We start from the raw sequence: 25,433 nt of genomic DNA, 5'->3' as shown, positions 1-25,433 counted from the left end.
TGATGGCGATCTTCGAGTACGCCCCCGCGCCCGAGTCGCGCGACGTCGTCGACATCAAGCCGTCGTACGGACTGTTCATCGACGGCGAGTTCGCCGACGGCTCCGGCACCCCCTTCACGACCATCAATCCCGCGACCGAGGAGAAGCTGGCCGAGGTGGCCACGGCGACCTCCGACGACGTCGACCGGGCCGTGCGGGCCGCGCGCAAGGCGTTCGGGGCCTGGAGCGAACTGCCCGGCGCCGAGCGGGCGAAATACCTGTTCAGGATCGCGCGGATCATCCAGGAACGCGCTCGCGAGCTGGCCGTGCTGGAGTCGCTCGACAACGGCAAGCCCATCCGCGAGTCGCGCGACGTGGACGTGCCGCTGGTCGCGGCCCACTTCTTCTACTACGCGGGGTGGGCCGACAAGCTGGCCTACGCGGGGTTCGGCGGCGCCCGGCCGCTCGGCGTGGCCGGGCAGGTCATCCCGTGGAACTTCCCGCTGCTCATGCTGGCCTGGAAGATCGCTCCCGCGCTGGCCTGCGGCAACACGGTGGTGCTCAAGCCGGCCGAGACGACGCCGCTGACCGCGCTGGCCTTCGCCGACATCTGCCGCCAGGCCGACCTGCCGCCGGGAGTGGTCAACATCGTGACCGGCGCGGGCGAGACCGGCGCCGCCGTGGTAGGCCACCCCGACGTGAACAAGGTGGCCTTCACCGGCTCCACCGAGGTGGGACGGATCATCGCGCGCGCGGTGGCGGGCACCGACAAGAAGCTGACCCTTGAGCTGGGCGGCAAGGCGGCCAACATCGTGTTCGAGGACGCCGCCGTCGACCAGGCCGTCGAAGGCATCGTCAACGGCATCTTCTTCAACCAGGGCCACGTGTGCTGCGCCGGGTCCCGGCTGCTGGTGCAGGAGTCCGTCCACGATGAGGTGCTGGAGTCGCTGCGCAGGCGGCTGAGCACGCTCAGGCTGGGCGACCCGCTCGACAAGAACACCGACATCGGCGCGATCAACTCGGCCGAGCAGCTCGCGAAGATCCGCTCGCTGAGCGACCTCGGCGAGAGCGAGGGCGCGCAGCGCTGGTCGCCCGCCTGCGAGCTGCCGGACAAGGGTTTCTGGTTCCCGCCCACCGTCTTCACCGGGGTCGCGCAGTCGCACAGCATCGCCAGGGACGAGATCTTCGGTCCCGTGTTGTCCGTGCTGACCTTCCGCACGCCCGCCGAGGCCGTCGAGAAGGCCAACAACACCCCGTACGGGCTGTCCGCCGGCATCTGGACGGAGAAGGGCTCGCGCATCCTGTGGATGGCCGACCGGCTCAGGGCCGGGGTCGTCTGGGCCAACACGTTCAACAAGTTCGACCCGGCCTCGCCCTTCGGCGGCTACAAGGAGTCCGGGTACGGCAGGGAAGGCGGGCTGCACGGGCTGGAGGCGTACCTCGATGTGTGAGCGTCACCAACCGGGCCGCAGGCCCGGCTCCAGGTGCGGGCTGCGCCGCGCCCGTCGCGCGCAGCCCGCGGACGGGCACGCCTTCGCCAGGGTCGGGCGCCCCGTGCGCACCGGCTGGTTCGCCCACCGCTGCGGCGTGAGCCGGTGCGGCCAGGTCTTCGTGCAGGTCCAGATCTCGCAGGAGTCCACGTGGAGGGGGCGCGGCGATGAGTAGGTTGTCCGTCAGAAAGACCTACAAGCTGTACATCGGAGGGGCGTTCCCGCGCTCGGAGAGTGGGAGGTCCTACCCGGTGACCTCGGCCAAGGGCGACTTCCTCGCCAACGCTTCGCGCGCCTCGCGCAAGGACGCCCGCGACGCCGTGGTGGCCGCCCGCAAGGCGTTCCCCGGCTGGTCGGGCGCCACCCCCTACAACCGGGGGCAGATCCTCTACCGCGTGGCCGAGATGTTGGAGGGCCGGCGCGGCCAGTTCGCCGAGGAGCTCGGCGGCGGCAGGCGGGCGGCGGCCGAGCGGGTCGACGCGACGGTCGACCGGCTGGTCTGGTACGCGGGGTGGTCCGACAAGATCGCCGCCGTGCACGGCGCGGCCAACCCGGTGGCGGGCCCGTACTTCAACCTGTCGTCGCCCGAGCCGACCGGCGTGGTGGCCGTGGTGGCGCCCGCCGATCCGCTGCTCGGGCTGGTGTCGGTGGTCGCCCCGGTGATCGTCACCGGCAACACGTGCGTGGTGGTGGCCTCCGAGCCGTCCCCGCTCGCGGCGATCACCCTGGCCGAGGTGCTGGCCACCTCCGACCTGCCGGGCGGGGTGGTCAACATCCTCACCGGGTCGCAGGCCGAGCTGGCCCCCTGGCTGGCCGCCCACATGGACGTCAACGGGCTCGACCTGACCGGGGTCGACGACGCCGACCTCGCGCTGCGGTGCGAGCAGGCGGCGGCGGAGAACCTCAAACGCGTGCTGCGGCCCGCGCCGGAGGACTGGACGGCCGACCCCGGGCTCGGGCGGATGACCCGGTTCCTGGAGACCAAGACCGTCTGGCACCCGATCGGCATCTGACCCCGTCATCCCACGGCGTCTCCCGATCCAGGCCGGGGGACGCCGTGGTCCCCACCGGCCCCTCAGGAAGGGCCGGCCGTCAGAAACCGAGACCCGGCGGGCGGAGCGGCGGGTGGGCGGCCTGCAACTGGGCCGCCAGGCCGAGCAGATGAGGCTCGCCGCCGGGCGGGGCGACGATCTGCACCGCGATGGGCAGCGCGGTCGAATGCGTGGCGATCGGCACGGTGATCGCGGGCCAGCCGCACATGTTCCACGCGCCGGTGGCGGGGGCGTACCTGACGTTGGTCACTGCGTTGCGCACGAAACCGCGCCCGCCCCAGCGGTCGGCCATGGGCGGGATCGCGGCCAGGGCGGGCATGACCATGGCGTCGGCGTTGCCGAACCACTGGTCGGCGCCGTAGCCGCTCCAGCGCTCGCGACCGCGCGCGCCGTCCAGCTTGAGCGCGCCGAGGGCCCGGCCCGCGCGGCTCAGCGCCCGCGTACGCCGCTCCAGCCGGCTCCTGTCCAGGCCGTCCGCCGCCGCCGCGGTCCTGACCAGCCACGCCGCGACCGACGCCGGGCCCAGCCAGCCGGGCAGCTTGCGGGTGTGCTCGACCACCGTGTGCCCGGCCACGCGCAACGTCTCACTCGCCGCGCGTACGGCGGCCTGGAACTCCTTGTCCACGGTCAGGCCCGGCGGGAGCGGCTGCGCGGCGTAGGCCACCCGCAGGTCGAACGGCTCCGGGCCGTCGGACGGCGGCTGCGGCTCCCACACCGTGTCGTCGTCGGCCCAGACCGAGCGCAACATGCGCGGGCTCGGCTCCTCCCGCCGCCCCGACCGCCACGCCTGGGCCAGCGACGGGTCCCCGGCCAGCACCGACAGCGCCAGCGCCAGGTCCGGCGCCGTACGGGCCAGCGGGCCGTTCTCGCACAACCGGTCCCAGTCGTCGGAGGGCGGCGGCACCAGCCCAGTGCCCGGCTTGATGCCCAGCACCCCGCAGCACGCCGCCGGGATGCGTACCGAGCCCATGCCGTCGTTGCCGAGCGCCAGCGGCACCATGCCCGCCGCCACGGCCGCGGCGCTGCCCGCCGACGAGCCGCCGGGCGTGCGCGCCAGATCCCACGGGTTGCGCGCGATGCCGTAGGCGCTGTCGCCGAACGCGACCAGCCCCAGCTCGGGCAGGTTCGTCAGGCCGACGACCACCGCACCCGCCGCGCGCAGGCGCGCCACCGTCTCGTGATCCTGCCGCGCGGGCACGTCCGGCGTCGCCCTGGACCCGGAGCGCATGGCAGCACCGGCCACCTCCAGATTGTCCTTGACCGCCACCGGCACGCCGGCGAGCGGCAGCTCCGCGAGGTCGCGCCGCTTCTGCAACGCCCGTGCCTCGTCCAGCGCCTGCTCCCGGACCAGCCGGAACGCCCGTAATCTAGGATCTCGCTCCGAGATGGCGTGGAGATGCTCCTCGACGACCGTCGCGGCCGTGACGTCCCCGCTCCTGACGGCCGTCGCGATCTCGACAGCGGACCTGCCTGCCCACAACATGACTAGAGTGTGCAGCTTTTCCCATGCGGTTGCGAGTCTGATTAGAGTCGGTACGCGTGAACGGACCGTCTCTCGCCCGCCGCCAGCGTTCCCTCGGTGACCCCTCGGCGGAATATCCGCTGTTCCCGCTGCTGACCCGGGGCTGCCCTCGGACCAGCACCGCCGAGATCGCCTATCCCCTCGACGTCGACTACGACTACGACCGGGTCGACCCGGGCCTCTTCGCGCAGGAGCCGGGCGCCGACATCGCGCGCTGGTCGCCGCTCCTGCCGCCCCTGGAGGCGCCCACGCTGGGGGAGGGCGGGACACCGCTGGTGGCGTTCGACGGCGTGCACGTCAAGGACGAGTCGCGCAACCCCACCTGGTCGCACAAGGACCGCCTCAACCGGGTCACCGTGAGCGCCGCCCTCGCCTCGGGCGCGCCCGGCATCGTCGTGGCCTCCTCCGGCAACCACGGCGCCTCCGCCGCCGCCTACGCGGCCAGGGCCGGCCTGCCCGCCATCGTGCTGACCTCCGCCGCGTCGCCGCCCGCCGTCCAGGCCTTCGCGCGGGCGTACGGGGCCAAGGTCGTGTCCGTGCCCGTCGAGGCGCGCTGGCCGCTGCTGCGGGAGGTCGTCGAGCGGCTCGGCTACCACCCTGTCAGCAACCAGACCGTGACGCACACCGGGCACCCGTTCGGGCCCGAGGGCTACAAGACGATCGCGTACGAGCTGTTCCGGCAGCTCGATCGGGCGCCCGCGGCCGTCTTCGCGCCCACCGGCTACGCCGAGCTGCTCTACGGGGTGTGGAAGGGGTTCACGGAGCTGCGGCGGCTCGGGCTCGCCGACACCCTGCCGCGGATGTTCTCCTGCGAGACCGCCGCGGGCGGCCCCCACGCCAGGGCGCTGGCCACCGGTGCGCCCGCCGCGATCGTCGAGCTCGGGCGGAGCGACGCGTACGGCATCGCCGGGCCGGTCGGCGGCCACCGCGGGGTGCTGGCCGTGCGGGACAGCGGCGGTGAGGCGGTGCTGCTGACCGACGACGAGCTGCGCACCGCGCAGCGCGACCTGGCCCGGCAGGGGATGTGGCAGGAGCTGTCGGGGGCGGCGGGGGTGGCCGGTTACCGGCGGCTCGGGCGCGACTTCGACGGGCCCGTGGTGTGCATCGCCACGTCCAGCGGGTTCAAGGACGTGGGGGTGGGGTCCGAGAGCTTCCCCGCCGTGCCCGGCCCGACCCTGGACGACCTCCTGCCCTGAACCGCCCTCTGGCCGATCTCCCCTTGGGACCCCGCCCGCCGAGGGTCCCGCGCCGTACACCTCGGTTCGGCGGGCGGCCGTGCTCACCTCTTGAGCCACACCCGGAGAGGACCGATCGGGGTGAAGCCGTGTCTCACGGCGGTCTCGTGGTCGCTCTCGTAGCCGACCAGCGGGCGGCCGGGGAACAGGGAGGCCGCCATGGCGACCGTGCCCGCCCACGCGGTGTCCAGGTCGCAGCCGGAGGCGAACACGTTGGAGACGCCCGCCACCGCACCGCTCGGGGTGAGCACCGAGCCGCAGACGACCTCACCGTCGATCCGGCCGCAGAGGATCCCCACGTGGCCGAGGAGCGAGGCCGGGAAGAGGCCGCGTACCTCGCCGGAGAAGGCCGTCCGCTCCCAGTCGGCGAGCGTGGCCGCGTCGCCGACGACCTCCCATCCGATTCCGGCACCCGGGCGACGCCGGGCCGCCGGTCCGGTGCCCGTCCGGCTGGCGTCCGTCCGTCCGGGAGCGGACCGCCACAACCACTGGGCCTCGAACAGCACGTCGAACCCGGGCAGGTCGAGCGTGGCGTAACTGTCCTTGACCGAGGCGCCGGGGCCGGAGTCGATGCGGTCGAGCACGTCGGCCGCCGTCGCGGAGGGGGAGAGGGTGACGGCGTCCGGATAGAAGAGCGGGGTCCTGACGGCGTTCGTCCAGGCCCTGCCGGTGAACGTGCCGGGAGAACCGTGGGCGCGGCACATCAGGTCGCACCACCCGGCGTTGTCGCGAACCGCCTCCGCCAGCCGGTCGCTCATGCTCCGCGCCTCGTCGTACGTCTAGTCGGTGGCGCGGTGAGGGGGTCCTCGGGCCACGGGTGCTTGGGGTAGCGGCCGCGGAGCTCGGCGCGTACGGACCGGTAGCCGTCCCGCCAGAACGACGCCAGGTCCGCCGTGACCGCCACCGGCCGGCCCGCCGGAGAGAGCAGGTGCACCAGGACCGGCACACCGGATATCTCCGGTGTCTCCTGCCGGCCGAACAACTCCTGCAGCTTCACCGCCAGCACCGGCTGCTCGCCCGAGTAGTCCACGCGGATGCGGGAGCCGCTCGGGACCTCGACGCGTTCGGGAGCGGCCGTCTCCAGACGCTCGCTCCACGGGACCAGGCGCCGCAGCGCTGAAGCCACGTCGATGCGTTCGAGGTCGGCGCGGCGGCGGGCCCTGGACAGCTCGGGTTCGAGCCACTGGTCGGCCAGGTCGATGAGCGCGTCCGTCGAGGGCCAGGGCGGGCCGATCGCGCGGTGGCAGAAGGCCATGCGGTCTCTGAGGTCCCTGGCCTGCTTCGTCCAGGTCAGTACGTCTTCCGTGCGCAGGCCGTACAGGATGGCCTCGCGGACGTCGGCGTCCTTGAGCGGGGTGGAGGAGAGCTCGATCGCGCCCAGGCGCTCCACCCGGCGGGCGGACACGTCACCGCGGCGCTCACCCGGCGGGACCCGCCAGGCCACCTCGTCCTCCGTGGTGACGGGGTGGGCCAGCCTGGCGGTGGCCTCGTCGATCACGACCGCCTGCCTGATGCGGGCCGAGGCCGACCCGGCCGGGCGGTCGGCGACGGCGATGGCCAGCCAGGGGGCGGTGGCCAGCTTCGAACCCTCGGCGAGCTGGGCCCGCGTGCCTGACGCCATGAGATACCCGCCACCCCGCCTGCGCGCCACCCGCTCGGGAAACGCCAGCGCCACCGCCACCCCGGCCAGCGCGTCATCCGCCCCCGAGGCTCCCGCGTGCGCGGCCGCCCCTGCGGTTCCGTCGTGGGCAGACGGTTCTGCGGTCCCGTTGGGGGTGGACGGCTCGGTGGTTCCGTTGTGGGTGGGTGGTCCGGCCGTGGTGGCGGTGCGCCGGAGGCGGCCGGACTCCTGGCGCCAGCGGGCCGCGTACGGGGTGCCGCCGCGCCGGGCCGTACGCCAGAGCTCCACCAGGTCGTCGCCCGCGTCGCGCGGCGGTTGCTCCGACAGCAGGGCCACCACCTCGGCGGCGCGCGGCCCGAGGTCGAGCAGGGCGCGGGCCAGGCGCGGGTGCACGCCGGCGAGCGCCATCCGCCGCCCCCGGCCGGTCACCCGCCGCCCTTCCACGGCCCCGAGAGCCTCCAGGACGCGGGTGGCGGCGGACATCGCGGCGGCCGGCGGCGGGTCGAGGAGCGCAAGGCCGGACGCGTCCGGCGTGCCCCAGCAGGCCGCCTGCAGCGCGAACCCGGTCAGGTCGGCCAGCACGATCTCCGGCCGCGGGTGGTCGGCGAGGCGCTCGTGGTCGGCCGCCGGCCAGCAGCGGTAGACCGTGCCGGGCGCCTCGCGGCCCGCCCGCCCGGCCCGCTGGTCCGCCGACGCCTTCGAGACCCTGACCGTGGTGAGCGAGCCGAGGCCGCGGGCGTGGTCGGTGCGCGGCTCGCGGGCCAGCCCCGAGTCGACCACCACCCGTACGCCGGGGACGGTCAGGCTCGACTCGGCGACCGACGTGGCCAGCACCACCCTGCGGGCGGTGCCGGGCGACAACACGGCGTCCTGGACGCGGGCCGGAGCCTGGCCGTGCACCTGCAGGACCTCCACCCCGGCCCCCGCCAGCAGCCCTGCGACCTTCGCGATCTCGCCGACGCCGGGCAGGAAGCACAGCACGTCGCCGTCCCGCTCCGCGAGCGCGACGCGCACCGTCGCGGCGACGTGGGACAGCAGGGCGGGATCGACGCGCAGGCCGTGCGGCGGGGTGATCGGGCGCGGCGGCGGCACCCACACGGTCTCGACCGGGTGCGTGGCGCCGGTGGCCGCGACGACGGGCCCGCCGAGCAGCCGCGACCACGGGCCCGCGTCGGCGGTGGCGGACGTGGCCAGCAGTCGCAGGTCGGGCCGGAGCGTGTCGCGTACGTCGAGGAGGAACGCCAGCGCTGTGTCGGCGTCGAGGTGACGCTCGTGACACTCGTCGAGCATGACCGCGTCGACCCCGGCCAGCTCCTGGTCCCGCTGGAGGCGCTGGAGGAGCACGCCGGTGGTGACGACCTCGACCCTGGGGTCGGCGCCCGTGTGGCGCTCGCCGCGGATCGTGTAGCTCACGCCCATGCGCCGGGCCGCCGCGCGCACGGCCAGGCGCCGCGGCTCGGCCACCAGCACCCGCATCCCGGCCTCGGCCAGGGCGAGCGGGACGACCGTCGTCTTGCCGGTGCCGGGTGGGGCGGTGAGGACGGTGGCGCCGTGCCGGCCGAGCGTGCCGAGCAGCTCGGGCAGGACGTGGCGGATGGGCAGGTCGGGGCCGGTCATTGCGAGCGGGTCAGCGCCGGCCGCGCTCGCCGGCCGGGGTGAGGGTCGGGGTGAGGGTCGGGGTGAGGGTCGGGGTGAGGGTCGGGGTGAGGGTCGGGTCGTCACCGGACGCGGCGGGGACCGGCCGGTCGCCGGAGTCGGCCGGGACCGAGTCGTCGCGGGAGGCGGTGACGATCGAGTCGATCAGGCCGGGGAATCGGGCGTCGAGGTCGCCGCGGCGCAGGTTGATGTATTTCAGCCGGCCCTCCTGCTTGGTGCAGACGACGCCGGCCTCCCTGAGCGCCCGGAGGTGGTGTGAGGCCGTCGACTTGTGCACGCCGAGGTGGTCGGTGGCCTCTCCGCACGTCATCGTGCCGACCGTGGCCAGCCGGGCGACGATCTTCAGCCGGACGGGGTCGGCGAGTGCCCGCAGGACCTCGGTGAGCTCGATGTCCTCGGTCGCCGGGTGCGGGAGCAGGCGCATGGATCCCATCCTATCTCTGTCGCATTGTTTGACAACCATAAAACAATGCGACAGTTTGATGGGCGTCCAACTGTACGGATGGAGGCTTCCTTGAGCACACGGCTCTACCCGCTGGCCGCCGGAAATTTCGCGATCGGTACGGGCATGTTCGTCACCGCCGGACTCCTGCCGCCCATCTCGGCGGACCTCGGCATCTCCACAGCGGCGGCCGGCCAGCTCATGACCGTGTTCGCGCTGGCGTACGCGGTGCTCTCGCCCCTGCTCGCCGCCCTGACCGCGCGGCTGCCCCGCAGGACGTTGCTGCTGGCGGGGATGGGCGTGTTCGTGGTGGGGAACGCGTTGACCGCGCTGGCGCCGACGTACGCGATGGTCCTGGCCACCCGCGTGCTCGCCGCCGCGGGCGCCGCCATGTTCACGCCCACCGCGTCGGCCGTGGCGAGCGCGCTGAGCCCGCCGGAACGCCGGGGTCGCGCGCTGGCGCTGGTGATCGGCGGGGTGAGCCTGGCGTCCGCGGTCGGCGTGCCACTCGGCACCTGGCTGGGCGGCGCCACGAGCTGGCGGGCCACGCTCTGGCTGGTCACCGGGCTCGGGGTGGCCGGGCTCGCCGGGGTGGCCGCCCTGGTGCCCGACGTCGCGATCCCGATGTCGGGGCGGCTCAAGGAGCGGTTCGTGCCGCTGGCCGACCGGCGGGTGCTGGCGGTGCTGGGCACGCACGTGCTGATGTTCGCCGCGAGCTTCGCCGCCTACACCTATCTCGGGTCTCTGTTCGACCTGCCGCTGACCGCCGTGTTGTGGGCGTGGGGGTTGGGCGCCGTGGTCGGCAACACGCTCGGCGGGCGCCTCACCGACGCGTACGGCCCGCGCCGCATGATCCTGATCGCGCTGGTGACCGGCACCGTCTTCCTGGCCCTCGTGCCCGTCGCGAACCTGGCGCTGCCCGTCGCGCTGGTGTGGGCGTTCCTGTGGAGCGCGCTCGGCTGGCTGGTCGCGCCCGCCCAGCAGTTCAGGACCGTCGCCGCGGTGCCGGACAACGTCTCGGTCGGGCTGGGCCTGCTGTCGTCGGCGCAGTATCTCGGGTTGTTCGTGGCCGGCCTGGCGGGCGGCGCGGCACTCGGCTGGTACGGCAGGACGGGCGTGATCGTGTTGTCCACCGGGCTGGGGCTCGCGGCACTGCTGTTCACGCTGGCCACCTACCGGGCCGTGGCGACCCCCGTGATCTCCTCCAGGGAGAGGATGACGGGCGCCACCGTGGCCGCACCAGGTGGGCGGGCAATGAGGCGAGCGGACAGACCTTGAGGATGTAGCGCATCATAGCCATGCTGATCATCTGCGAGGCCGCGAGCAGCCCGCGGAGGCGCTCGGGGACGTCGGCCAGAATGGTCGCCATGCCTGACGACAACGACCCCCGTGACGAGTCCGTGCCCGCCGGCGCCCCGCGGCCCGAAGGCGCCCCCTCACCGCCCGAGACCGACCCGCGCGACGAGCCCGCCCCCTTCGGGGCCGTCGTCCTGCTGACGGCCGGCTCCGCGGTGGCGGTCATGGTGATCGCCGCGCTCATGTCGGACCCGCCGGGGATGAGGTTCCTCCTCGGCGGCCCGATCGCCCTCGTGGTCTTCGAGGTGGTCACGCACGAGGTGTGGTGGCGGCGCTGGTGGGGCGCGATCCCGGGCGCGATCGGCGGTCTGGTCTGCTATTTCGAGGGCCGCGCCGCGCTGTCCGACCTCGTCGGCGACGCCTGGGCCCACCCCGTCGCGTACGTCGCCGCCTGGACGTTGTTCGCCGCCGTCTTCGCCCTGTGCAGCCGCTATCCCCGCACGCTCAGCCGTTGGCCGGGAGCCACCCCAACGTGACCGCCAGGATGACGAAGAACCCGAGGATGATCCGGTAGATCACGAACGGGGTGAAGCGGTGGGTGCTGATGTATCTCAGGAACCAGGCCACGGCCAGATAGCCGACGGCGAACGAGATGATCGTGGCCAGGATGGTGGGCCCCCACGCGGGGGCGGGGCCTTCGCCGATCTCGCGCAGTTCGTACACGCCTGAGGCCAGGACGGCGGGAATGGCGAGCAGGAACGAGTATTTCGCGGCGTCCTCGCGGCGGTAGTCGAGGAGCAGGCCGGCGGTGACCGTGCCGCCCGAGCGGGACACGCCGGGGATCAGGGCGAGTGCCTGGGCGCAGCCGTAGACGAGGGCGTGGGGGAGGCTCAGGTGCTTTTCCAGCGTGAGCTTGTTGCGGGCGGTGCGGTCGGCGAGCCACAGGATGCAGGCGAAGACGATCAGCGTGGTGCCGACCAGCCGCAGGTCGCGGAAGACGGTCTCGATCTGGTCTTTCAGCAGCACGCCGAGGATGCCGATGGGCAGCGAGCCGGCGATGATGTACCACCCCATGCGGGCCGCCCAGTGGCCGCGCAGCTCCTTGACGAACAGGGAGCGGGTCCAGGTGGAGATGATCTCCCAGATCTCCGTGCGGAAATAGATGAGCACGGCCGTCTCGGTGCCGAGCTGGATGACCGCGGTGAACGCCGCCCCCGGATCCTGCCAGCCGGCGAAAGCGGAGACCACACGGATGTGGGCGCTGGAGGAGATCGGCAGGAACTCCGTGAGCCCCTGGATCAGCCCCAGCACCACCGCTTCTAGCCAGCCGATCACGACGAAACCTTCCGAGAAAGCGGGAGTGACGAGGTGAGGTTAGCGGAAACGGGGGCCGAGCAGTTGCCCGGCCGCGGCCGTCCGCTGACGATATCCGTACGGCTGTCCGTGGTTGAGATGCGCAACCCCCTATGCGATCGTCTGACCCATGGACCAGCTCGCGGCGCTTCTCGACGGCCCGCGTGCCCGCGGCGCCTTCCTGCTCCGCTCGGTCCTCGATCCGCCCTGGTCGCTGCGCATCCAGGACGAGGCCCCGCTGTCGGTGATCGCCCAGGTGTCGGGCGAGTCGTGGATCGTGCTCGACGGGCGCGCACCGGCACGCCTGCTGCCGGGCGAGGTCGCGGTCGTCCGGGGGCCGGAGCCGTACACCGTGGCCGACCATCCCGGCACCGAGCCGCAGGTCGTCATCCACCCCGGCCAGCACTGCGCGACGCCCGACGGACGGCCGCTCGCCGGGACGATGGACCTGGGCGTGCGCACGTGGGGCAACGACCCCGACGGCGGCACCGTCCTGCTGACCGGCACCTACAACCTGGAGGGCGCGGTCAGCAGGAGGCTGCTCGAAGCGCTGCCCCGGCTGATCGAGCAGCCCGGCGGACCGATCATCGCGCTGCTCACCGACGAGATCGTCAAGGACGAGCCCGGTCAGGAGGCCGTGCTCGACCGGCTGCTCGACGTGCTGCTCATCGCGGTGCTGCGGGCGTGGTTCGCCACCCACGAGGCGCCCGGCTGGTTCCGCGCCATGGGCGACCCGGTGGTGGGCCGGGCCATGCGGATGATGCACAACGACCCCGCCCGTCCCTGGACGGTGGCCGGGCTGGCCGCCGAGGTGGGCGTGTCCAGGGCGTCCCTCGCCAGGCGCTTCACCGAGCTGGTCGGCGAGCCGCCGATGGCCTTCCTCACCGGCTGGCGGCTGGCCCTGGCCGCCGACCTGCTGCGCGAGCCCGGCACCACGATCGGCTCGGTCGCCAGGAAAGTCGGCTACGGCAGCCCGTTCGCGCTGAGCGCGGCGTTCAAGCGCGTCCACGGCGTCAGCCCGCAGGAACATCGGGCAGGAGCCCCGCTGTGAAGCCGCTGCTGCTGCTCGACGTCGACGGCGTGCTCAACCCGATGGGCCGGCCGACGCCCGGCTACCGGCGCTACCGGTGCACGATCGGGGGCGAGGTCTACACCGTGCACCTCAACCCCCGGCACGGTCGCAGGCTGCTCGACCTGGCCATCGCCACCGGGTCCGAGCTGGCCTGGGCGACCACGTGGGAGCAGCACGCCAACGACTGGATCGCGCCCAGGATCGGCCTGCCCTCGCTCCCCGTCATCCCGCTGACCACCGACCCCCCGAGCGAGCACGGCGAGATGTTCAAGACCCCGCACGTGGCCGCCTACGCCGGGCGGCGGCCGTTCGTGTGGTTCGACGACCAGGTGTGGGCAGAGGACGAGAACTATCTCAGGGTGCGTCAGGGGCTGACCGACTTCCTGCTCATCCACGTGGACCCGATGCGGGGCCTGACCAGCCGACATCTGGGCATGGCAGAAGAGTGGCTGACCCTTACAGGGTTTTCTCAGGGTTCCTGACGGGAGTCCGTCGGGCCGCTCGTCCGTTGTACGGGTAGGTCGTAACCACACGGAGGCATAGCATGTACCGCTCAAGAGAGCACAGGATTCTGGCCGGCGTCTGCGGCGGTCTCGCCGACAAGATGGGCCTTCCTCCCACCCTCGTCCGGATCCTCTGGCTGCTGCTCTCGCTCATCCCGGGGCCGCTCTGGGTGGTCTACGTGGCGATGTGGATCCTCGTCCCCGAGGAGCCGAAGGGTTACCGGGCGGCGTAGCCCTCGGAGCGCCGGTCGTCGGTTCCGGGGGCGCCGATCTCGCGCCGGTGGCGTCCGTAACCGAGGCGTCCCCGAGTGGCCGCGATGATGACCAGCGCCAGGGCGATCTGCAGGGCGTACGGACCTGGCCCAGAGCGTCGCGTACATCCGCGCCGGCGAAGAAGCCCTGCACCACGAAACCCACGCAGCCGGCGGTCGCGTGGTGCAGCATCGCTATGAGCAGGCTGCCGCGCGTGTTGTTGAACAGCCACGTGAAGGTCACCGCCCCTGCGGTGACGCCGGCCGTGAACCACGCGAACACGACGAGCATGCCCGGCAGGTCCGTCGGGCTGCCGTTGTAGCCGGGAACCAGCAGGAAGACAGGCAGGTGCCAGATGGCGTGCAACGCCCCGAGCAGCAGCGATCCGAGCAGGGGGCCGAGGCGGTCCTGAAGGCCCGGCAGAGCGAAGCCGCGCCACCCCGGTTCCTCTCCGAGAGGCGGACAGGCACGGCCCGATCAGCGGTCCCAGGATTCCGCCGACTCCCATCATGGGGAGCCGCAGAACGCCGAACGCCAGGCCCATCCAGCACCAGGACAGAGTGAAGGTCATGAGGAAATAGCAGGTGAGGGGATGATCTTTCATGAGCCGGGCCGCTCGGTGCCAGGCTCTTCGTCCGCTGGGACGGACTTCCGCGCCTTCAGCGCTGGGCAGGTGTTCCATCTTGCTGCTCCTTCCGGTCCGGCTCCCTTCCGAGGGGCCGGTTTCGAGGAGGCAGTCTTCTGAGGTTGCGCTAACACCGGAGTAACGGCCGGGCGTTCACGGCGTGGTGGCCCGGCCCCGATTCCGGAGCCGGGCCACCGCTACGCCGGGCCGGAACCCTCGGCCCTCCCTTTCGACGCAGTTCCCGTGAAGCGTCCGTTACGGCGTGACGTTCCAGTCGACGAGGGTGCAGGGCTTGACCGGCCCGGCGATCACCTGAGCCTTGAAGCGCGCGGTGATGTTCGGCCCGCCGGAGCTCTCCTTGTTCTCGGCGAACTCCATGACGAGGGTCTGGCCCTTGGCGACGTACCGGGGGTCGATGTCGACGCCTCCCTTCCGGACGCGGGCGGCCTTGTAGCTCACGGACTTGCGGAACTCCTCGATGCCGGCCGGTTCCCCGCCGACGATCGCCCCGCGCCCCGGCTCGCACTGCTTGTCGATCGGCACGTAGCTGACGTCGGCCTGGACGCCGGCCTCCTTGAGGTCGCCCTCCAGCTTGTCGGCGTCCCTGAACTCGTTGATCTCGACGCTGATCGTGCCGTCGGTGTTCGTGCTCACGGCGTACGCGGGTGTCCCGGTGCCGGTCAGCAGGGGTACGGCGACGGCGGCCACGGCGGCCATTCCGGCCACTCCCAGCACGGACCGCGTGCGGGTGAGGCGACGACGCCGGTCGGCGCGGACCGCGATCTCGGTCTTCAGATCCATCAGCAACTGCTCCTCGAAATTCATCGTGCTCCATCCATGACGAAGGACAGGTTGCGTAGCGTCTGGCGGGCGCGATGCAGGCGTACCTTGGCGGCGCCCTGACGGATGCCGAGGGCGTGCGCCGCCTCCGTGACCGTGAGCTGGTCGATGGCGACCAGCTCCAGCATGGCGCGCTCCCCCTCCGGCAGCTCCTCCATGGCCGCGAAGGCCTTCCTGGCGTCCCGCTCCGCGTCGATGCGCTCCTCGAGCCTGGCGACGTCGTCGGCGGCCAGTTGCCGGCGGCCGCTCATGCGGTCCGTCAACTGGTGCTGCCGGTAGGCCCGCCGTCGCTCGGCTGAGATCGTGTTGCGGGCCACGCCGTACAACCATGCGATCTCCGTGCCCAGGTCGGCCCGGTAGGTGTGGGCCGAGTCGAGCACCGCGATGAACACCTCGGCCACCAGGTCCGCGACCGTGTGCGGGTCGTCGACGCGGCGGGCGAGAAAGCGGGTGACGGCATCGACATGTCGCCGGTAGAAGGCCTCGAAAGCCACAGGATCCGTGGCGATCTTCGGCTGTTTGCGACGCACCGGCCATGCTCCCTTCGTCGATTGACACCCCTGCTTGGTGAGAAGTGGCCGAAGGGTTACAAGGCTGGACGTTGCCGGTACGGATGGGTGTCCCGCAGGGCTGCGACCTTGGGCGCGATGACGGCGCTACCTGGCCTGGCCGTTGAGGAGCTTCGTCCAAAGCTTCTCAACGTTACCCACCTTCCTGGAGGGGTTTCCCACACCAGCGAACCGGCCTCCAGCCGGTCGGTCTTGCGCACCCAGGCCAGCCCTGCGGCCGTGCAGAGCTCGAGGATGCGTGCCTTGCAGCCGCAGGTGTGCCGCTTGATCCGCACTCGCTCAAAGCGTGGGTACGGGTCACGCCAGTCGACCAGCTCGGCATCGGCCCGATAAGGACCGATATGCGGACCGTGGAAGTCGGGAAGCTCGGCCATGAGTCATATCTCCTGACGCGATACGCGTGGTCCGGGGGTCCGGTGGACGAGCGGCATCCTAGGCAACTAGGCCATGGCTGGCCAGGGCCGGGCCTGCCTATCTCGACCCGAACCTGGCCGCCTAACCTCCTGGTCGTGAAGATTGACCCGGATGGGCTGCAAGCGCCCTACCTGCAACTCGCGGACGCTCTGCGCGCCCGGATCAAGTCCGGCGAGTTCCAGCCTGGCCGGAAGGTGCCGTCCCAGACGGAGCTCGAAGAGATGACCGGTCTGTCGCGGAACACCGTGAAGAAGGCGCTCGACGTGCTCAAGGCGGAAGGCCTTCTGATCACCGCGCCGGGCCGTGGACTGTTCGTGGCGGAGAAGCCGATCAACGGGTCCTGATGTTCGCATGGCCCGAGCCAGGGGCTGCGTGCGCCGGATCAGGGTTATGGACAGGGGGCCGGGAAGGCGGTGTACTTCCCGTTCGCGACCCGGCATATCCTCGAAGCCATGAGGGCTAGGCCGCTGACGCTCATCGAGGATGAGCTCGTCGACTACGACAAGGCTATGGAACGCATGACCGACCTGGTCGGGCAGCGCCAGCGGGACGAACGACCGGACACGCTCTGGCTGCTGAGCCACCCCTCCGTCTACACGGTCGGCCGCCGCACCCCGCTCGACCACCTGCCCGACCCGGCGCGCGGCATCCCCGTGGTCGAGACCGGGCGCGGCGGGCAGCTCACCTACCACGGGCCGGGCCAGCTCGTCGGCTACCTGATCGTCAAGCTCGACGACGACCAGGGCATCGTCGACTACGTCCGCGAGGTGGAGCTGCGGATGGTGGAGGCGCTGGGCAAGCTGGGCCTGCCGGCGGAGCGCCGCGACACGCCGCCCGGCTCCGAGCTGCTCACCGGCGTCTGGACGGCCGAGACCGGCCGCAAGGTCGTCTCCATCGGGATGCGGCAGAGCCGGGGCGTCACCAGCCACGGGTTCGCGCTCAACGTCGACGGCGACCTCACGCCGTGGAACTGGGCGGTCGCCTGCGGGATGCCCGACGTCGACATGACCTCGCTCAGGCGCGAACTGGGCGCCGCCTCGATGGCCGACGTCCGCGCGGCCGTGGCCGCCGCCTTCGAAGCCTCCTGACCGGGTCAGATGCCCCGGGATCGACCCTCCGAAAGCGCTGCGAGGATGTCAAAGCGCTGCCATGGGCAGGACGCTAGCAGTGGGTACGGCCCGCGGGGAGCCGTACCCACGATGAGCGTCAGGGGACGGGGACCTCGTCGATCGTACGGCGGGGGCCCGTGAACCAGTGGCGGGCCGACAGCACCCACCACAGCGCGATGCCGATCAGCACCACCCCCACCGCGATCGGCGCGTAGTTGACCGATGTCCACGTGAAGTCCGGGTTGCCGGGCACGCCCTCGGGCGAGAACGGCATGACGAAGTAGATCGACACGATCACGATCTCGACGCAGGCGATCCAGCACAGCGCCTTGTACTTCCTGCCGAGCGTCCACGGGCCGGGGGTGAAGGCGTCGCCCATGCGCAGGCGGAGCCAGATCGGGATGAGGAACGCCAGGTAGAGCCCGATGACGGCGATCGACACGACCGCGTAGAACGCGACCGGCGTGGTCAGGCCGGGAGGGGCGTAGAGGGCGGGCAGGGTGATCAGCGCGGCGGTGACGCAGCCGCCGAGGATGGCGTTGACCGGGGTGCGGTTGCGGTCGACCCGCGACCACAGCCGCCAGCCGGGGATGGCGCCGTCACGCGCGAACGCGTACGTCATCCGCGACATCGACGTCACGCAGCTCATCCCGCAGAAGAACTGGCCGACCGTGGAGATCGCGAAGATCGCGGTGGCCAGCGGGGACGACAGCGCCGTCTCGAAGATGGCGCCGACGAAGCCGCCCTGCTCGTTGAGCGCGTCCACGTTCGTCGCGGCGAACAGGAACGACAGCAGCAGGATCCATCCGCCGATGGCCGAGTAGAAGATCGACTGCCACAGCCCGCGGGCGGCGCTCCTGGCCGCGCCCTGCGTCTCCTCCGACACGTGCGCGCAGGCGTCGAAGCCGGTGATCGTGTACTGGGTGAGCAGGAAGCCGAGCGGCAGCACGTACAGCCAGAAGGGCAGCCCTTCGGAGCCGGTGCCGAAGGAGCTGTCGTTGGTGCCGCCGAAGACGAAGCCGAGCGACTGGTGGTCGTCCGGCGCGAAGATCAGGATGGCGACGATGATCGCGGCGCCCGCGACGTGCCACCAGACCGAGACGTTCTGCAGCAGCGAGATGAGCCGGTGGCTGTAGATGTTGATGAGGGCGTGCAGCGCGAGGACGATCACGAAGAGCAGGAACGCCTGCGGGAGCGTGCCCTCCCATGCTCCGCCGGTCAGCCGGTTGATGGTGATGTTGAGGAACGTCGCGCAGCCGTAGTCGACGGACGCGGTGACGGCGATGAGGCCGATCAGGTTGAGCCACCCGGTGAACCAGCCGTGGATCGGCTTGCCCAGCTTGGCGGCCCACCAGTAGATGCCGCCCGCCGTCGGGTACGCCGACACCAGCTCCGACATGCAGAAGCCGATGATCAGGATGAACGCGGAGATCAGCGGCCAGCCCCAGGAGATGGCGATGGGGCCGCCGTTGTTCCAGGCCTGTCCGAAGGTGGTGAAACAGCCGGCGAGGATGGAGATGATCGAGAAGGAGATGGCGAAGTTCGAGAATCCGCTCCAGGTGCGGGCAAGCTCCTGCTTGTAGCCGAGTTCGGCGAGTCGCCTGGAATCCTCTTCAGTGGTCACTGAGGTCTCCCTGGGGGGATGGAGGACGCTCCCATTTGGTCTACACCTAGACCATTTCTCTCCAGGGGACAAGGCGTTGACGCCGGTTCGACGACGCTTCGACGACGGGGGAGGGCGCCGGATCCGGCGCCCTCCCTCTCCGTCAGTTCCGCGCTCCTATCCGAACGCGTCGACCGAGGCCTGGCAGAAGGCCTTGAGGTCGTCCGGCTTGCGGCTGGTGACCAGCATGTTGGGCCCGGCGGTGCACACCACGACCTCCTGGTCCACCCATGTGGCGCCGGCGTTGCGCAGGTCCGTCTGCAGGCTCGGCCAGGACGTCAGCGTGCGGCCGCGTACGACGTCCGCCTCGACCAGGGTCCACGGCGCGTGGCAGATCGACGCCACCGGCTTGCCCGCGTCGAAGAACGACCGCGCGAACTGCACGGCCTGCGGCGCCGTACGCAGGAAGTCGGGGTTCGCTACGCCGCCGGGGAGCACGAGGCCGTCGAAGGATCCCACGTCGGCGTTGTCCACCGTGTAGTCCACGGCGAACGTGTCGGCCTTGTCCAGGTGGTTGAACGCCTGGATCTGGCCGGGCGCGGTGGAGATCAGCCTGGGCGTGCCGCCCGCCTGCTTGACCGCCTTCCATGGCTCGGTGAGCTCGACCTGCTCGACTCCCTCAGGAGCGACGAGGAACGCGATGGTCTTGCCCTGCATCATGCGATCTCCCCCTTGGTTTCGGCTGTTTCCCGCCCCCTATCCGGTGGGTTCGGATGTATGCGGTCGCGTGCCCGGAAGGGCCGCCGTAGGGTGGGATGCCAGGTCACGGGTGTGCACGGCGGGTTGAAAATTTACACCGCCGAAGGAAACGAAGATGAAACAATTTTCCGCCACGCGTTGACACACGGTCTCCGTATGGTGTGCCTTTCTCTACACAGGAACCCCCCGCCTGAAGGTGAGGCACGTATGAGGAAATGGTTCGCACGCCTGGCTGCGCTGGGCGTCGCGCTCTTAGTAGCAGGTCAGGGCACGACAATGGCCCTTGCTCAGGAACCGACGGCGGGGAAGAAGATCGTTCGCGTCGGTGCCACGCAGTCGATGGACTCCATGAACCCGTTCCTGGCGGTCCGCCTGGTCTCCACGTCGATCCACCGCTGGATGTACGGCTTCCTCACGGTCCCCGACTCCAAGACGCTGCAGCCCAGCGCCGACCTGGCCGAGTCGTGGGAGACCTCGGAGGACGGCCTCACGTGGACGTTCAAGATCCGTGAGGCCAAGTGGTCCGACGGCAAGCCGATCACGGCCGAGGACGCCGCCTGGACGTTCAACAAGATCATGACGGACGAGGCGGCCAAGACCGCCAACGGCCCGGCGGTGGAGAACTTCGAGAGCGTCACGGCCAACGGCCAGGAGCTGACGATCAAGCTCAAGTCGCCGCAGGCGTCCATGCTGGAGAACCCCGTCCCGATCGTGCCCAAGCACGCCTGGGAGTCGGTCACCGACATGGCCAACCACGACGCCGAGACGTACCCCACGGTGAGCAGCGGCCCGTACTTCGCGACCGAGCACAAGAAGGACCAGTACGTCAAGCTGCAGGCCAACCCCAACTACTGGCGGGGCAAGGCCAAGGTCGACGAGCTGCAGGTCATCTTCTACGACAACCCGCAGGCCGCGATCGCCGCGCTGCAGAAGGGCGAGATCGACCTGATCGGCCGGCTGGACCCGCCGGAGTTCAAGGCCATCCAGAACGACCCCAACATCGAGGCCTGGAACACCCAGGGCCGGCGCGCGGCCTACCTGCAGATCAACCACGGCGCCACCACCACCGACGACAAGCCCCTCGGCGACGGCCACCCCGCGCTGAAGGACGTCAAGGTGCGCCAGGCGCTGCACTACGCCATCGACAAGCAGAAGCTGGTCGACGAGGTGTGGGACGGCCTGGCCGCCCCCGCCGACGGCTCGATCGTGCCGCCGATGTACAAGGACTTCTTCTGGGAGGCCACCGGCGACACCAAGGTCACCTACGACCCGGCCAAGGCCAACCAGATCCTCGACGACGCCGGCTACAAGAAGGGCGCCGACGGCGTCCGCACGATGCCCGACGGTGACCGCAAGCTGGAGTTCCGCTTCAGCATCCACACCGACACCCCGCTCGAGGACAAGCTCGCCGAATACCTGACCGGCTTCTTCAAGGAGATCGGCATCACGCTGACCACCAAGAAGCTCGAATCCAGCAAGTTCACGGAGGAGACGGGCTACACCGGCCTGTTCGACATCGCGATCAGCGGCTGGTCGGTCAACCCCGACCCCGAGGAGGTCCTGGCCACGCACCTGTGCTCGCGCCGGCCCACCAAGGACGGCGAGGGCGGCGGCACCGAGTCGTTCTACTGTGACGAGACCTTCGAGAAGCTCTACAAGGAGCAGCTGACGGAGCTCGACCGGCCCAAGCGGGCCGAGATCATCAAGCAGATGCAGGAGCGCCTCTACACCGACGCCCCGGTCATCGCGATCTACTACACGAACGACCTCGAGGGTTACCGCAAGGACCGGATCACCAGCATCACCCCCATCCCCGAGAACAAGGGCCTGCTCTACGGCGGCAGCGGCTACTGGCCGTTCTACACCGTCGACGTCAAGGCCACGGGGGCGGGCGCAGCCGGCGGCGACGGCGGCGGCGGATCGAACACCGGCGTCATCGCCGGTATCGTCGGCGCCGTGGTGGTCATCGGAGTGGGCGGCTTCCTCCTGAGCAGGCGGCGTAAGAGCGTCGCAGACGAGCGCGAATGACCGCTCCGCTCGAAGCGGCAGAGCCCGCCGCCGCGCAGGCGGCGGGCCCTGGTGACGAGCGCCCCACCCGCGGCGGCACGCTGCGCTACGCGCTGTCGAAGGCCGGTGGGGCGCTGTTCAGCATCGCCATGGTGATCGTCGGCACGTTCTTCCTGTTCCGGATGTTGCCCGGCGACCCCGTACGCAGCCTGGCGCAGGGCCGCAACATGACCCCGGCCCAGCTCGACCTCGAACGCAGCCGGCTCGGCCTGGACAAGCCGCTGATCGAGCAGTTCTTCAAGTTCGTCGGCGACACGCTCCGCCTCGACCTCGGCATGTCGTACGAGTACAAGCGGCCCGTCCTCGACCTGATCGGCGAGCGGCTCGGCCCGACCCTGCTGCTCGCGGGAACGGGCCTGGTCATCGCGGTCAGCCTCGGCATCTGGCAGGGCACGCGGGCCGGCTGGCGCAGCGGCAGCGCGTTCGACCGTTTCTCCACCGGCACGTCGCTGCTGCTGTGGTCGGTGCCGACGTTCTGGCTCGGGCTGCTGCTCATGATGGTCTTCGGGGTGGGCATCGGGCCGATCCCCGGCATCTTCCCGTTCCGCGGCATCGAGAGCGTGGACGCGCCCGACGGGTTCGCCTACGTGCTCGACGTGGCCTCCCACATGGTGCTCCCGTGCCTGACGCTGGTCGCCGTGGTCTACGCCCAATACCTCCTGGTCATGCGCTCGTCGCTGCTGGAGGAGGTCAGCCAGGACTACGTGACCGTGGCCAGGGCCAAAGGGCTGCGCGACGACGACGTACGCCGCCGCCACGCCGTGCCCAACGCCCTGCTGCCCACGGTGACGCTGGTGTTCATGCGCGTCGGGTTCGTGGTCGGCGGCGCCGTCACCGTCGAGACGATCTACACCTGGCCGGGGCTCGGCCAGCTGTTCTACGAAGCGATCAGCGTGCCCGACTTCACGCTCATGCAGGGCACGTTCCTGCTGATCACGGTGGCGGTGATCGTCATGAACACGCTGGCCGACGTGGTCTACCACATGCTCGACCCGAGAGTGAGATCGGCATGACCAGTGTCGCCACGACCCGCAGGCGGCAGGCGCTGAGCCGCTTCTGGGCCGATTTCCGCGGCCACCGGGCCGGCGTCGCCGGCGTGGTCGTGCTCGTCGCCGCCGTGGTGCTCGCGCTGGTCGCGCCGCTGTTCATCGACGAGAGCGTGACCAGCGTCGTCGACGCCCCCGGCGACGACTTCGACGCGCCCAGCCCGGCGTTCCCGTTCGGCACCGACGAGTCCGGCCGCTCCATCCTGCTGATGGTCTGGTGGGGCTCGCGCACGTCGCTGCTCATCGGGTTCCTCGCCGCCCTGCTGAGCATCGTGATCGGCATGGTCGTCGGCATCGCCGCCGGCCACTTCCGCGGCTGGCTCGGCGCCGTGCTCATGCGCGTCACCGACTGGTTCCTCGTCCTGCCCTCGCTGGTCACCGCCCTGGTGCTGGCGGCCATCCTGGGCGGCAGCACGTTCACGATCATCATGGCCATCGGCATCACCACCTGGCCGTCGACCGCCCGGCTGATCAGGGCGCAGACGCTGGCCGTGGAGTCCAGGCCGTACATCGAGCGCTCCAAGGCGCTCGGAGCCGGCCACTGGCACATCACGACCCGCCACGTGCTGCCCAACGTGGCGCCGCTGCTGCTGGCCAGCACCACGCTGGAGGTGGCCAGCGCCATCGTGACCGAGTCGACGCTGGCCTTCCTCGGCGCCAGCGCCAACAAGACCTCGTGGGGGACCATGCTTCGCGGCTCGTACGACTTCGGCGCGGCCAACGAGGGCGCCTGGTGGTACATCCTCATCCCCGGCCTGGCCATCCTCGCCGTCGTCATGGCGTTCACCCTGGTCGGCCGGGCCCTGGAGGCCGTGCTCAACCCCCGGCTGAGGAGGGCTTCGTGAGAGAGCGGAGCGAACGAACCGTGGACACAGCAGTCTGGCTCATGCGGCCGACGAAGGAGGCCGCATGAGCCTCCTCGAACTCGACGACGTCTCGGTGACCTACCGCATCGCCTCCGGCGAGGTGCCGGCCGTACGCGGGGTGTCGCTGACGCTCGACTCCGGAGCGGCGCTCGGAGTCGCCGGCGAGTCGGGGTCCGGCAAGTCGACGCTGGCCATGGCGTTGCTGCGGCTGCTGCCGCGGGACGCGCGCGTCGGTGGCCGGATCCTGCTCGACGGCGAGGACGTGCTCACCATGAAGTGGGGCCGCATGCGGACCGTACGCTGGGCCGAGGCCTCGATCGTGTTCCAGGGCGCGCAGCACGGGCTCAACCCGGTGCGCAAGATCGGCGACCAGGTCGCCGAGCCGCTGCTGGTCCACGGCCAGGCCAAGCCGGAGGCGGCCCGCAAGCGCGTGGCCGAGCTGCTCGACCAGGTCGGCCTGCCGACCTGGCGGGCCCGCAGCTACCCGCACGAGCTGTCGGGCGGGCAGCGGCAGCGCGTGATGATCGCGATGGCCCTGGCCTGCTCGCCCCGCCTGATCATCGCCGACGAGCCGACCACCGCGCTCGACGTCATGGTGCAGGCCCAGGTGCTGACCCTGATCAAGGACCTGGTCGCCGAGAACGGCATCTCGCTCATCATGATCTCGCACGACCTGTCCGTCCTCGCCGACGTTTGCGACCGGCTCGCCGTGATGTACGCGGGCCGCATCGTCGAGCAGGGCCCGTCACGCGAGGTCTTCCACGACGCCCGGCATCCCTACAGCAAGGCGCTGGCGGCGGCGTTCCCGACGGTGGGTGACCCGGCCGCGCGGCTGGCGCCGAAGGGCCTCGGCGGCGACCCGCCGGACCCGATGCAGCTCCCGACCGGCTGCTCGTTCCACCCACGCTGCCCGGTCGCGCTCGACGAGTGCGCCACCCTCGACGTGGAGCTGTGGCCGGCCGGCGAGCGCCGCACGGCCGCCTGCGTACACGTGAGGGCGAAGGAGGAGGCCTCATGACGGAGACGCAGGCCACGAAGGAGAAGGTCTCGACGGCGGGGCCGAGCCTGCTGGAGGCCCGCGACCTGCACGTGGAGTTCGTCGCGCGTGGCCGGCGCGCCCGCGCGGTCGACGGCGTCAACCTGTCGGTCGGCGAGGGCGAGATCGTGGCCCTGGTCGGCGAGTCCGGCTGCGGCAAGACCACGCTGGCCCGCACCCTGCTCGGCCTCGAACGGCCCACCTCGGGCGAGGTCCGCTACGGTGGCACGGCGCTCGACTACGGCTCCAAGGCGCTCAAGGCCTACCGGAGGCGGGTGCAGCTCGTCCTGCAGGACCCGACGGGCTCGCTCAACCCCCGGCACACCGTCTACGAGGCGGTGGCGGAGGGGCCGCGCATCCACGGCCTGGCCGACGAGGAGAGCGCCGTCGCCTCGGCGCTGTCCAGAGCCGGGCTGCGACCGCCCGAGCGGTTCTTCCTGCGCTACCCGCACGAGCTCTCCGGCGGACAGCGGCAGCGCGTGGTGATCGCCGGGGCCCTCGCACTCAACCCGCAGGTGCTGGTCGCCGACGAGCCGGTCGCCTCGCTGGACGCCTCCGTACGCGGCGAGATCCTCGCCCTGATGCTCAAACTCAGGGAGGACCTCGGCCTGTCGGCGCTGGTCGTCACCCACGACCTGGGACTGGCCTGGAACATCGCCGACCGGGTCGCGGTCATGTACCTCGGCAGGATCGTCGAGTCGGGACCCGTCGAACAGGTGCTGACCGCGCCGCGCCACCCGTACACGCAGGCGCTGATGTCGGTGCTGCCGGAGTCGCCGGAGCGGGTGGTGCTGACCGGCGAGCCACCCGACCCGACCAGGATCCCCGGCGGTTGCCGCTTCCACGCCCGCTGCCAGGTGCTCGCCTCCGGCAGGGCGGCCGAGGCCGGGGTCGACGGCAAGTGCCGCTCGGAGCTCCTCGACATCCTGCCGGCCGTGCCAGGGGCCCAGGCCGCCTGCCACTACGCGAACACCTAGCGACCTCCGGGCGTTCGTGGACCAGGACGGCGGCTCTGGCCGAGGTCGG

The 25,433-nt window shown here is 71.3% G+C and carries 27 protein-coding genes; 17 read left to right on the top strand and 10 right to left on the bottom strand.

Annotated elements, in window-relative coordinates:
- The first annotated feature begins 2 nt into the window (after positions 1–2).
- Genes ABGA98_RS05590 through ABGA98_RS05580 form a run of 3 tightly spaced genes read left to right on the top strand, consistent with a single transcriptional unit; the run spans position 3 to position 2,482 of the window.
- Entirely contained in the window at positions 3–1,430 is a 1,428-nt protein-coding gene (locus ABGA98_RS05590; protein ID WP_347617711.1) for an aldehyde dehydrogenase family protein, read from the top strand.
- Positions 1,423–1,644 carry a hypothetical protein gene (locus tag ABGA98_RS05585; protein WP_347617063.1) on the top strand — a complete coding sequence of 74 codons (222 nt, stop codon included), beginning with the start codon at positions 1,423–1,425 and terminating at the stop codon, positions 1,642–1,644. The genes ABGA98_RS05590 and ABGA98_RS05585 overlap by 8 nt, the downstream gene beginning before the upstream one ends.
- Positions 1,637–2,482 (top strand): aldehyde dehydrogenase family protein, encoded by an 846-nt coding sequence (locus ABGA98_RS05580; protein ID WP_347617062.1) that lies wholly within the window; start codon positions 1,637–1,639, stop codon positions 2,480–2,482. The genes ABGA98_RS05585 and ABGA98_RS05580 overlap by 8 nt, the downstream gene beginning before the upstream one ends.
- 79 nt (positions 2,483–2,561) lie before the next feature.
- Here the strand turns inward: ABGA98_RS05580 and ABGA98_RS05575 are convergent, their stop codons facing one another.
- A complete protein-coding gene (locus ABGA98_RS05575; RefSeq protein WP_347617061.1) occupies positions 2,562–4,004 on the bottom strand; it encodes an amidase family protein in 1,443 nt (480 codons plus the stop codon).
- 56 nt (positions 4,005–4,060) lie between these two features.
- Between ABGA98_RS05575 and ABGA98_RS05570 the strand changes: the two genes are divergently transcribed.
- A complete protein-coding gene (locus ABGA98_RS05570) occupies positions 4,061–5,239 on the top strand; it encodes a pyridoxal-phosphate dependent enzyme (protein WP_347617060.1) in 1,179 nt (392 codons plus the stop codon).
- An 83-nt stretch (positions 5,240–5,322) separates the two neighbouring features.
- Here the strand turns inward: ABGA98_RS05570 and ABGA98_RS05565 are convergent, their stop codons facing one another.
- From ABGA98_RS05565 to ABGA98_RS05555, 3 genes are read right to left on the bottom strand one after another with little or no spacing between them, the layout of a single operon-like run.
- A complete protein-coding gene (locus ABGA98_RS05565; RefSeq protein ID WP_347617059.1) occupies positions 5,323–6,036 on the bottom strand; it encodes a hypothetical protein in 714 nt (237 codons plus the stop codon).
- The gene (gene hrpB / locus ABGA98_RS05560) at positions 6,033–8,516 is read right to left on the bottom strand and encodes an ATP-dependent helicase HrpB (protein ID WP_347617058.1); all 2,484 of its coding nucleotides are present in this window, start codon (positions 8,514–8,516) and stop codon (positions 6,033–6,035) included. Before hrpB ends, ABGA98_RS05565 begins: the two co-directional genes overlap by 4 nt.
- Positions 8,517–8,526: 10 nt before the next feature.
- Positions 8,527–8,979 carry a metalloregulator ArsR/SmtB family transcription factor gene (locus ABGA98_RS05555; RefSeq protein WP_347617057.1) on the bottom strand — a complete coding sequence of 151 codons (453 nt, stop codon included), beginning with the start codon at positions 8,977–8,979 and terminating at the stop codon, positions 8,527–8,529.
- A 90-nt stretch (positions 8,980–9,069) separates the two neighbouring features.
- Between ABGA98_RS05555 and ABGA98_RS05550 the strand changes: the two genes are divergently transcribed.
- Complete coding sequence (locus ABGA98_RS05550; RefSeq protein WP_347617056.1) at positions 9,070–10,275, top strand: MFS transporter; 1,206 nt, start codon at positions 9,070–9,072, stop codon at positions 10,273–10,275.
- A gap of 89 nt (positions 10,276–10,364) precedes the next feature.
- The gene (locus ABGA98_RS05545; protein WP_347617055.1) at positions 10,365–10,829 is read left to right on the top strand and encodes a hypothetical protein; all 465 of its coding nucleotides are present in this window, start codon (positions 10,365–10,367) and stop codon (positions 10,827–10,829) included.
- Here ABGA98_RS05545 and ABGA98_RS05540 read toward each other — a convergent pair.
- Complete coding sequence (locus ABGA98_RS05540) at positions 10,798–11,628, bottom strand: undecaprenyl-diphosphate phosphatase (protein ID WP_347617054.1); 831 nt, start codon at positions 11,626–11,628, stop codon at positions 10,798–10,800. The genes ABGA98_RS05545 and ABGA98_RS05540 overlap by 32 nt on opposite strands.
- Before the next feature lie 148 nt (positions 11,629–11,776).
- On the opposite strand from ABGA98_RS05540, the gene ABGA98_RS05535 reads away from it, so the two are divergent.
- From ABGA98_RS05535 to ABGA98_RS05520, 4 genes are all read left to right on the top strand, one after another.
- On the top strand, positions 11,777–12,697 hold the full coding sequence (locus tag ABGA98_RS05535) for an AraC family transcriptional regulator (protein ID WP_347617053.1): 921 nt from the start codon (positions 11,777–11,779) through the stop codon (positions 12,695–12,697).
- Complete coding sequence (locus tag ABGA98_RS05530; protein ID WP_347617052.1) at positions 12,694–13,200, top strand: HAD domain-containing protein; 507 nt, start codon at positions 12,694–12,696, stop codon at positions 13,198–13,200. Before ABGA98_RS05535 ends, ABGA98_RS05530 begins: the two co-directional genes overlap by 4 nt.
- 62 nt (positions 13,201–13,262) lie before the next feature.
- Complete coding sequence (locus tag ABGA98_RS05525; RefSeq protein ID WP_106243857.1) at positions 13,263–13,454, top strand: PspC domain-containing protein; 192 nt, start codon at positions 13,263–13,265, stop codon at positions 13,452–13,454.
- Positions 13,455–13,669: 215 nt separating this feature from the next.
- Positions 13,670–13,795 carry a hypothetical protein gene (locus ABGA98_RS05520; protein WP_347617051.1) on the top strand — a complete coding sequence of 42 codons (126 nt, stop codon included), beginning with the start codon at positions 13,670–13,672 and terminating at the stop codon, positions 13,793–13,795.
- A gap of 558 nt (positions 13,796–14,353) precedes the next feature.
- Here ABGA98_RS05520 and ABGA98_RS05515 read toward each other — a convergent pair.
- Genes ABGA98_RS05515 through ABGA98_RS05505 form a run of 3 tightly spaced genes read right to left on the bottom strand, consistent with a single transcriptional unit; the run spans position 14,354 to position 15,881 of the window.
- Entirely contained in the window at positions 14,354–14,923 is a 570-nt protein-coding gene (locus ABGA98_RS05515; RefSeq protein WP_347617050.1) for a hypothetical protein, read from the bottom strand.
- Positions 14,920–15,468, bottom strand: coding sequence for a sigma-70 family RNA polymerase sigma factor (locus ABGA98_RS05510; RefSeq protein ID WP_347617049.1), 549 nt, complete (start codon positions 15,466–15,468; stop codon positions 14,920–14,922). The genes ABGA98_RS05515 and ABGA98_RS05510 overlap by 4 nt, the downstream gene beginning before the upstream one ends.
- Before the next feature lie 56 nt (positions 15,469–15,524).
- Entirely contained in the window at positions 15,525–15,881 is a 357-nt protein-coding gene (locus tag ABGA98_RS05505) for a hypothetical protein (RefSeq protein ID WP_347617048.1), read from the bottom strand.
- A 135-nt stretch (positions 15,882–16,016) separates the two neighbouring features.
- Here ABGA98_RS05505 and ABGA98_RS05500 point away from each other — a divergent pair, with 135 nt between their 5' ends.
- Positions 16,017–16,265: a winged helix-turn-helix domain-containing protein gene (locus ABGA98_RS05500; protein WP_347617047.1), complete on the top strand. Its 249-nt coding sequence runs from the start codon at positions 16,017–16,019 to the stop codon at positions 16,263–16,265.
- A 108-nt stretch (positions 16,266–16,373) separates the two neighbouring features.
- Positions 16,374–17,009, top strand: coding sequence for a lipoyl(octanoyl) transferase LipB (gene lipB, locus ABGA98_RS05495; protein WP_347617046.1), 636 nt, complete (start codon positions 16,374–16,376; stop codon positions 17,007–17,009).
- 118 nt (positions 17,010–17,127) lie between these two features.
- Here the strand turns inward: lipB and ABGA98_RS05490 are convergent, their stop codons facing one another.
- Entirely contained in the window at positions 17,128–18,654 is a 1,527-nt protein-coding gene (locus ABGA98_RS05490) for an amino acid permease (protein WP_347617045.1), read from the bottom strand.
- A 156-nt stretch (positions 18,655–18,810) separates the two neighbouring features.
- The gene (locus ABGA98_RS05485) at positions 18,811–19,353 is read right to left on the bottom strand and encodes a type 1 glutamine amidotransferase domain-containing protein (RefSeq protein ID WP_347617044.1); all 543 of its coding nucleotides are present in this window, start codon (positions 19,351–19,353) and stop codon (positions 18,811–18,813) included.
- A gap of 387 nt (positions 19,354–19,740) precedes the next feature.
- Here ABGA98_RS05485 and ABGA98_RS05480 point away from each other — a divergent pair, with 387 nt between their 5' ends.
- From ABGA98_RS05480 to ABGA98_RS05460, 5 genes are all read left to right on the top strand, one after another.
- Positions 19,741–21,420, top strand: coding sequence for an ABC transporter substrate-binding protein (locus tag ABGA98_RS05480; RefSeq protein ID WP_347617043.1), 1,680 nt, complete (start codon positions 19,741–19,743; stop codon positions 21,418–21,420).
- Entirely contained in the window at positions 21,417–22,472 is a 1,056-nt protein-coding gene (locus ABGA98_RS05475; RefSeq protein ID WP_347617042.1) for an ABC transporter permease, read from the top strand. The genes ABGA98_RS05480 and ABGA98_RS05475 overlap by 4 nt, the downstream gene beginning before the upstream one ends.
- A complete protein-coding gene (locus ABGA98_RS05470) occupies positions 22,469–23,350 on the top strand; it encodes an ABC transporter permease (RefSeq protein WP_347617041.1) in 882 nt (293 codons plus the stop codon). Before ABGA98_RS05475 ends, ABGA98_RS05470 begins: the two co-directional genes overlap by 4 nt.
- 64 nt (positions 23,351–23,414) lie before the next feature.
- Entirely contained in the window at positions 23,415–24,389 is a 975-nt protein-coding gene (locus tag ABGA98_RS05465) for an ABC transporter ATP-binding protein (protein ID WP_347617040.1), read from the top strand.
- Positions 24,386–25,384 (top strand): ABC transporter ATP-binding protein, encoded by a 999-nt coding sequence (locus ABGA98_RS05460; RefSeq protein WP_347617039.1) that lies wholly within the window; start codon positions 24,386–24,388, stop codon positions 25,382–25,384. Before ABGA98_RS05465 ends, ABGA98_RS05460 begins: the two co-directional genes overlap by 4 nt.
- Positions 25,385–25,433: the final 49 nt, after the last annotated feature.

The sequence above is a fragment of the Nonomuraea sp. B1E8 genome, from assembly GCF_039871515.1.
Taxonomy (GTDB): domain Bacteria; phylum Actinomycetota; class Actinomycetes; order Streptosporangiales; family Streptosporangiaceae; genus Nonomuraea.
Note: the sequence above shows the minus strand (reverse complement) of the source record. Positions and strands in the feature narration are given on the sequence as shown.

What these genes read in the sequence shown, in the direction of transcription:
- ABGA98_RS05505 (WP_347617048.1), bottom strand. Translation starts at nt 15,881, where the DNA reads ATGGCCGAGCTTCCCGACTTCCACGGTCCGCATATCGGTCCTTATCGG.
- lipB (WP_347617046.1), top strand. Translation starts at nt 16,374, where the DNA reads ATGAGGGCTAGGCCGCTGACGCTCATCGAGGATGAGCTCGTCGACTAC.
- ABGA98_RS05565 (WP_347617059.1), bottom strand. Translation starts at nt 6,036, where the DNA reads ATGAGCGACCGGCTGGCGGAGGCGGTTCGCGACAACGCCGGGTGGTGC.
- ABGA98_RS05525 (WP_106243857.1), top strand. Translation starts at nt 13,263, where the DNA reads ATGTACCGCTCAAGAGAGCACAGGATTCTGGCCGGCGTCTGCGGCGGT.
- ABGA98_RS05470 (WP_347617041.1), top strand. Translation starts at nt 22,469, where the DNA reads ATGACCAGTGTCGCCACGACCCGCAGGCGGCAGGCGCTGAGCCGCTTC.
- ABGA98_RS05465 (WP_347617040.1), top strand. Translation starts at nt 23,415, where the DNA reads ATGAGCCTCCTCGAACTCGACGACGTCTCGGTGACCTACCGCATCGCC.
- ABGA98_RS05480 (WP_347617043.1), top strand. Translation starts at nt 19,741, where the DNA reads ATGAACCCGTTCCTGGCGGTCCGCCTGGTCTCCACGTCGATCCACCGC.
- ABGA98_RS05535 (WP_347617053.1), top strand. Translation starts at nt 11,777, where the DNA reads ATGGACCAGCTCGCGGCGCTTCTCGACGGCCCGCGTGCCCGCGGCGCC.
- ABGA98_RS05545 (WP_347617055.1), top strand. Translation starts at nt 10,365, where the DNA reads ATGCCTGACGACAACGACCCCCGTGACGAGTCCGTGCCCGCCGGCGCC.
- ABGA98_RS05475 (WP_347617042.1), top strand. Translation starts at nt 21,417, where the DNA reads ATGACCGCTCCGCTCGAAGCGGCAGAGCCCGCCGCCGCGCAGGCGGCG.
- ABGA98_RS05485 (WP_347617044.1), bottom strand. Translation starts at nt 19,353, where the DNA reads ATGATGCAGGGCAAGACCATCGCGTTCCTCGTCGCTCCTGAGGGAGTC.
- ABGA98_RS05590 (WP_347617711.1), top strand. Translation starts at nt 3, where the DNA reads ATGGCGATCTTCGAGTACGCCCCCGCGCCCGAGTCGCGCGACGTCGTC.
- ABGA98_RS05460 (WP_347617039.1), top strand. Translation starts at nt 24,386, where the DNA reads ATGACGGAGACGCAGGCCACGAAGGAGAAGGTCTCGACGGCGGGGCCG.
- ABGA98_RS05575 (WP_347617061.1), bottom strand. Translation starts at nt 4,004, where the DNA reads ATGTTGTGGGCAGGCAGGTCCGCTGTCGAGATCGCGACGGCCGTCAGG.
- ABGA98_RS05580 (WP_347617062.1), top strand. Translation starts at nt 1,637, where the DNA reads ATGAGTAGGTTGTCCGTCAGAAAGACCTACAAGCTGTACATCGGAGGG.
- ABGA98_RS05585 (WP_347617063.1), top strand. Translation starts at nt 1,423, where the DNA reads ATGTGTGAGCGTCACCAACCGGGCCGCAGGCCCGGCTCCAGGTGCGGG.
- hrpB (WP_347617058.1), bottom strand. Translation starts at nt 8,516, where the DNA reads ATGACCGGCCCCGACCTGCCCATCCGCCACGTCCTGCCCGAGCTGCTC.
- ABGA98_RS05515 (WP_347617050.1), bottom strand. Translation starts at nt 14,923, where the DNA reads ATGAATTTCGAGGAGCAGTTGCTGATGGATCTGAAGACCGAGATCGCG.
- ABGA98_RS05520 (WP_347617051.1), top strand. Translation starts at nt 13,670, where the DNA reads ATGAGCAGGCTGCCGCGCGTGTTGTTGAACAGCCACGTGAAGGTCACC.
- ABGA98_RS05555 (WP_347617057.1), bottom strand. Translation starts at nt 8,979, where the DNA reads ATGCGCCTGCTCCCGCACCCGGCGACCGAGGACATCGAGCTCACCGAG.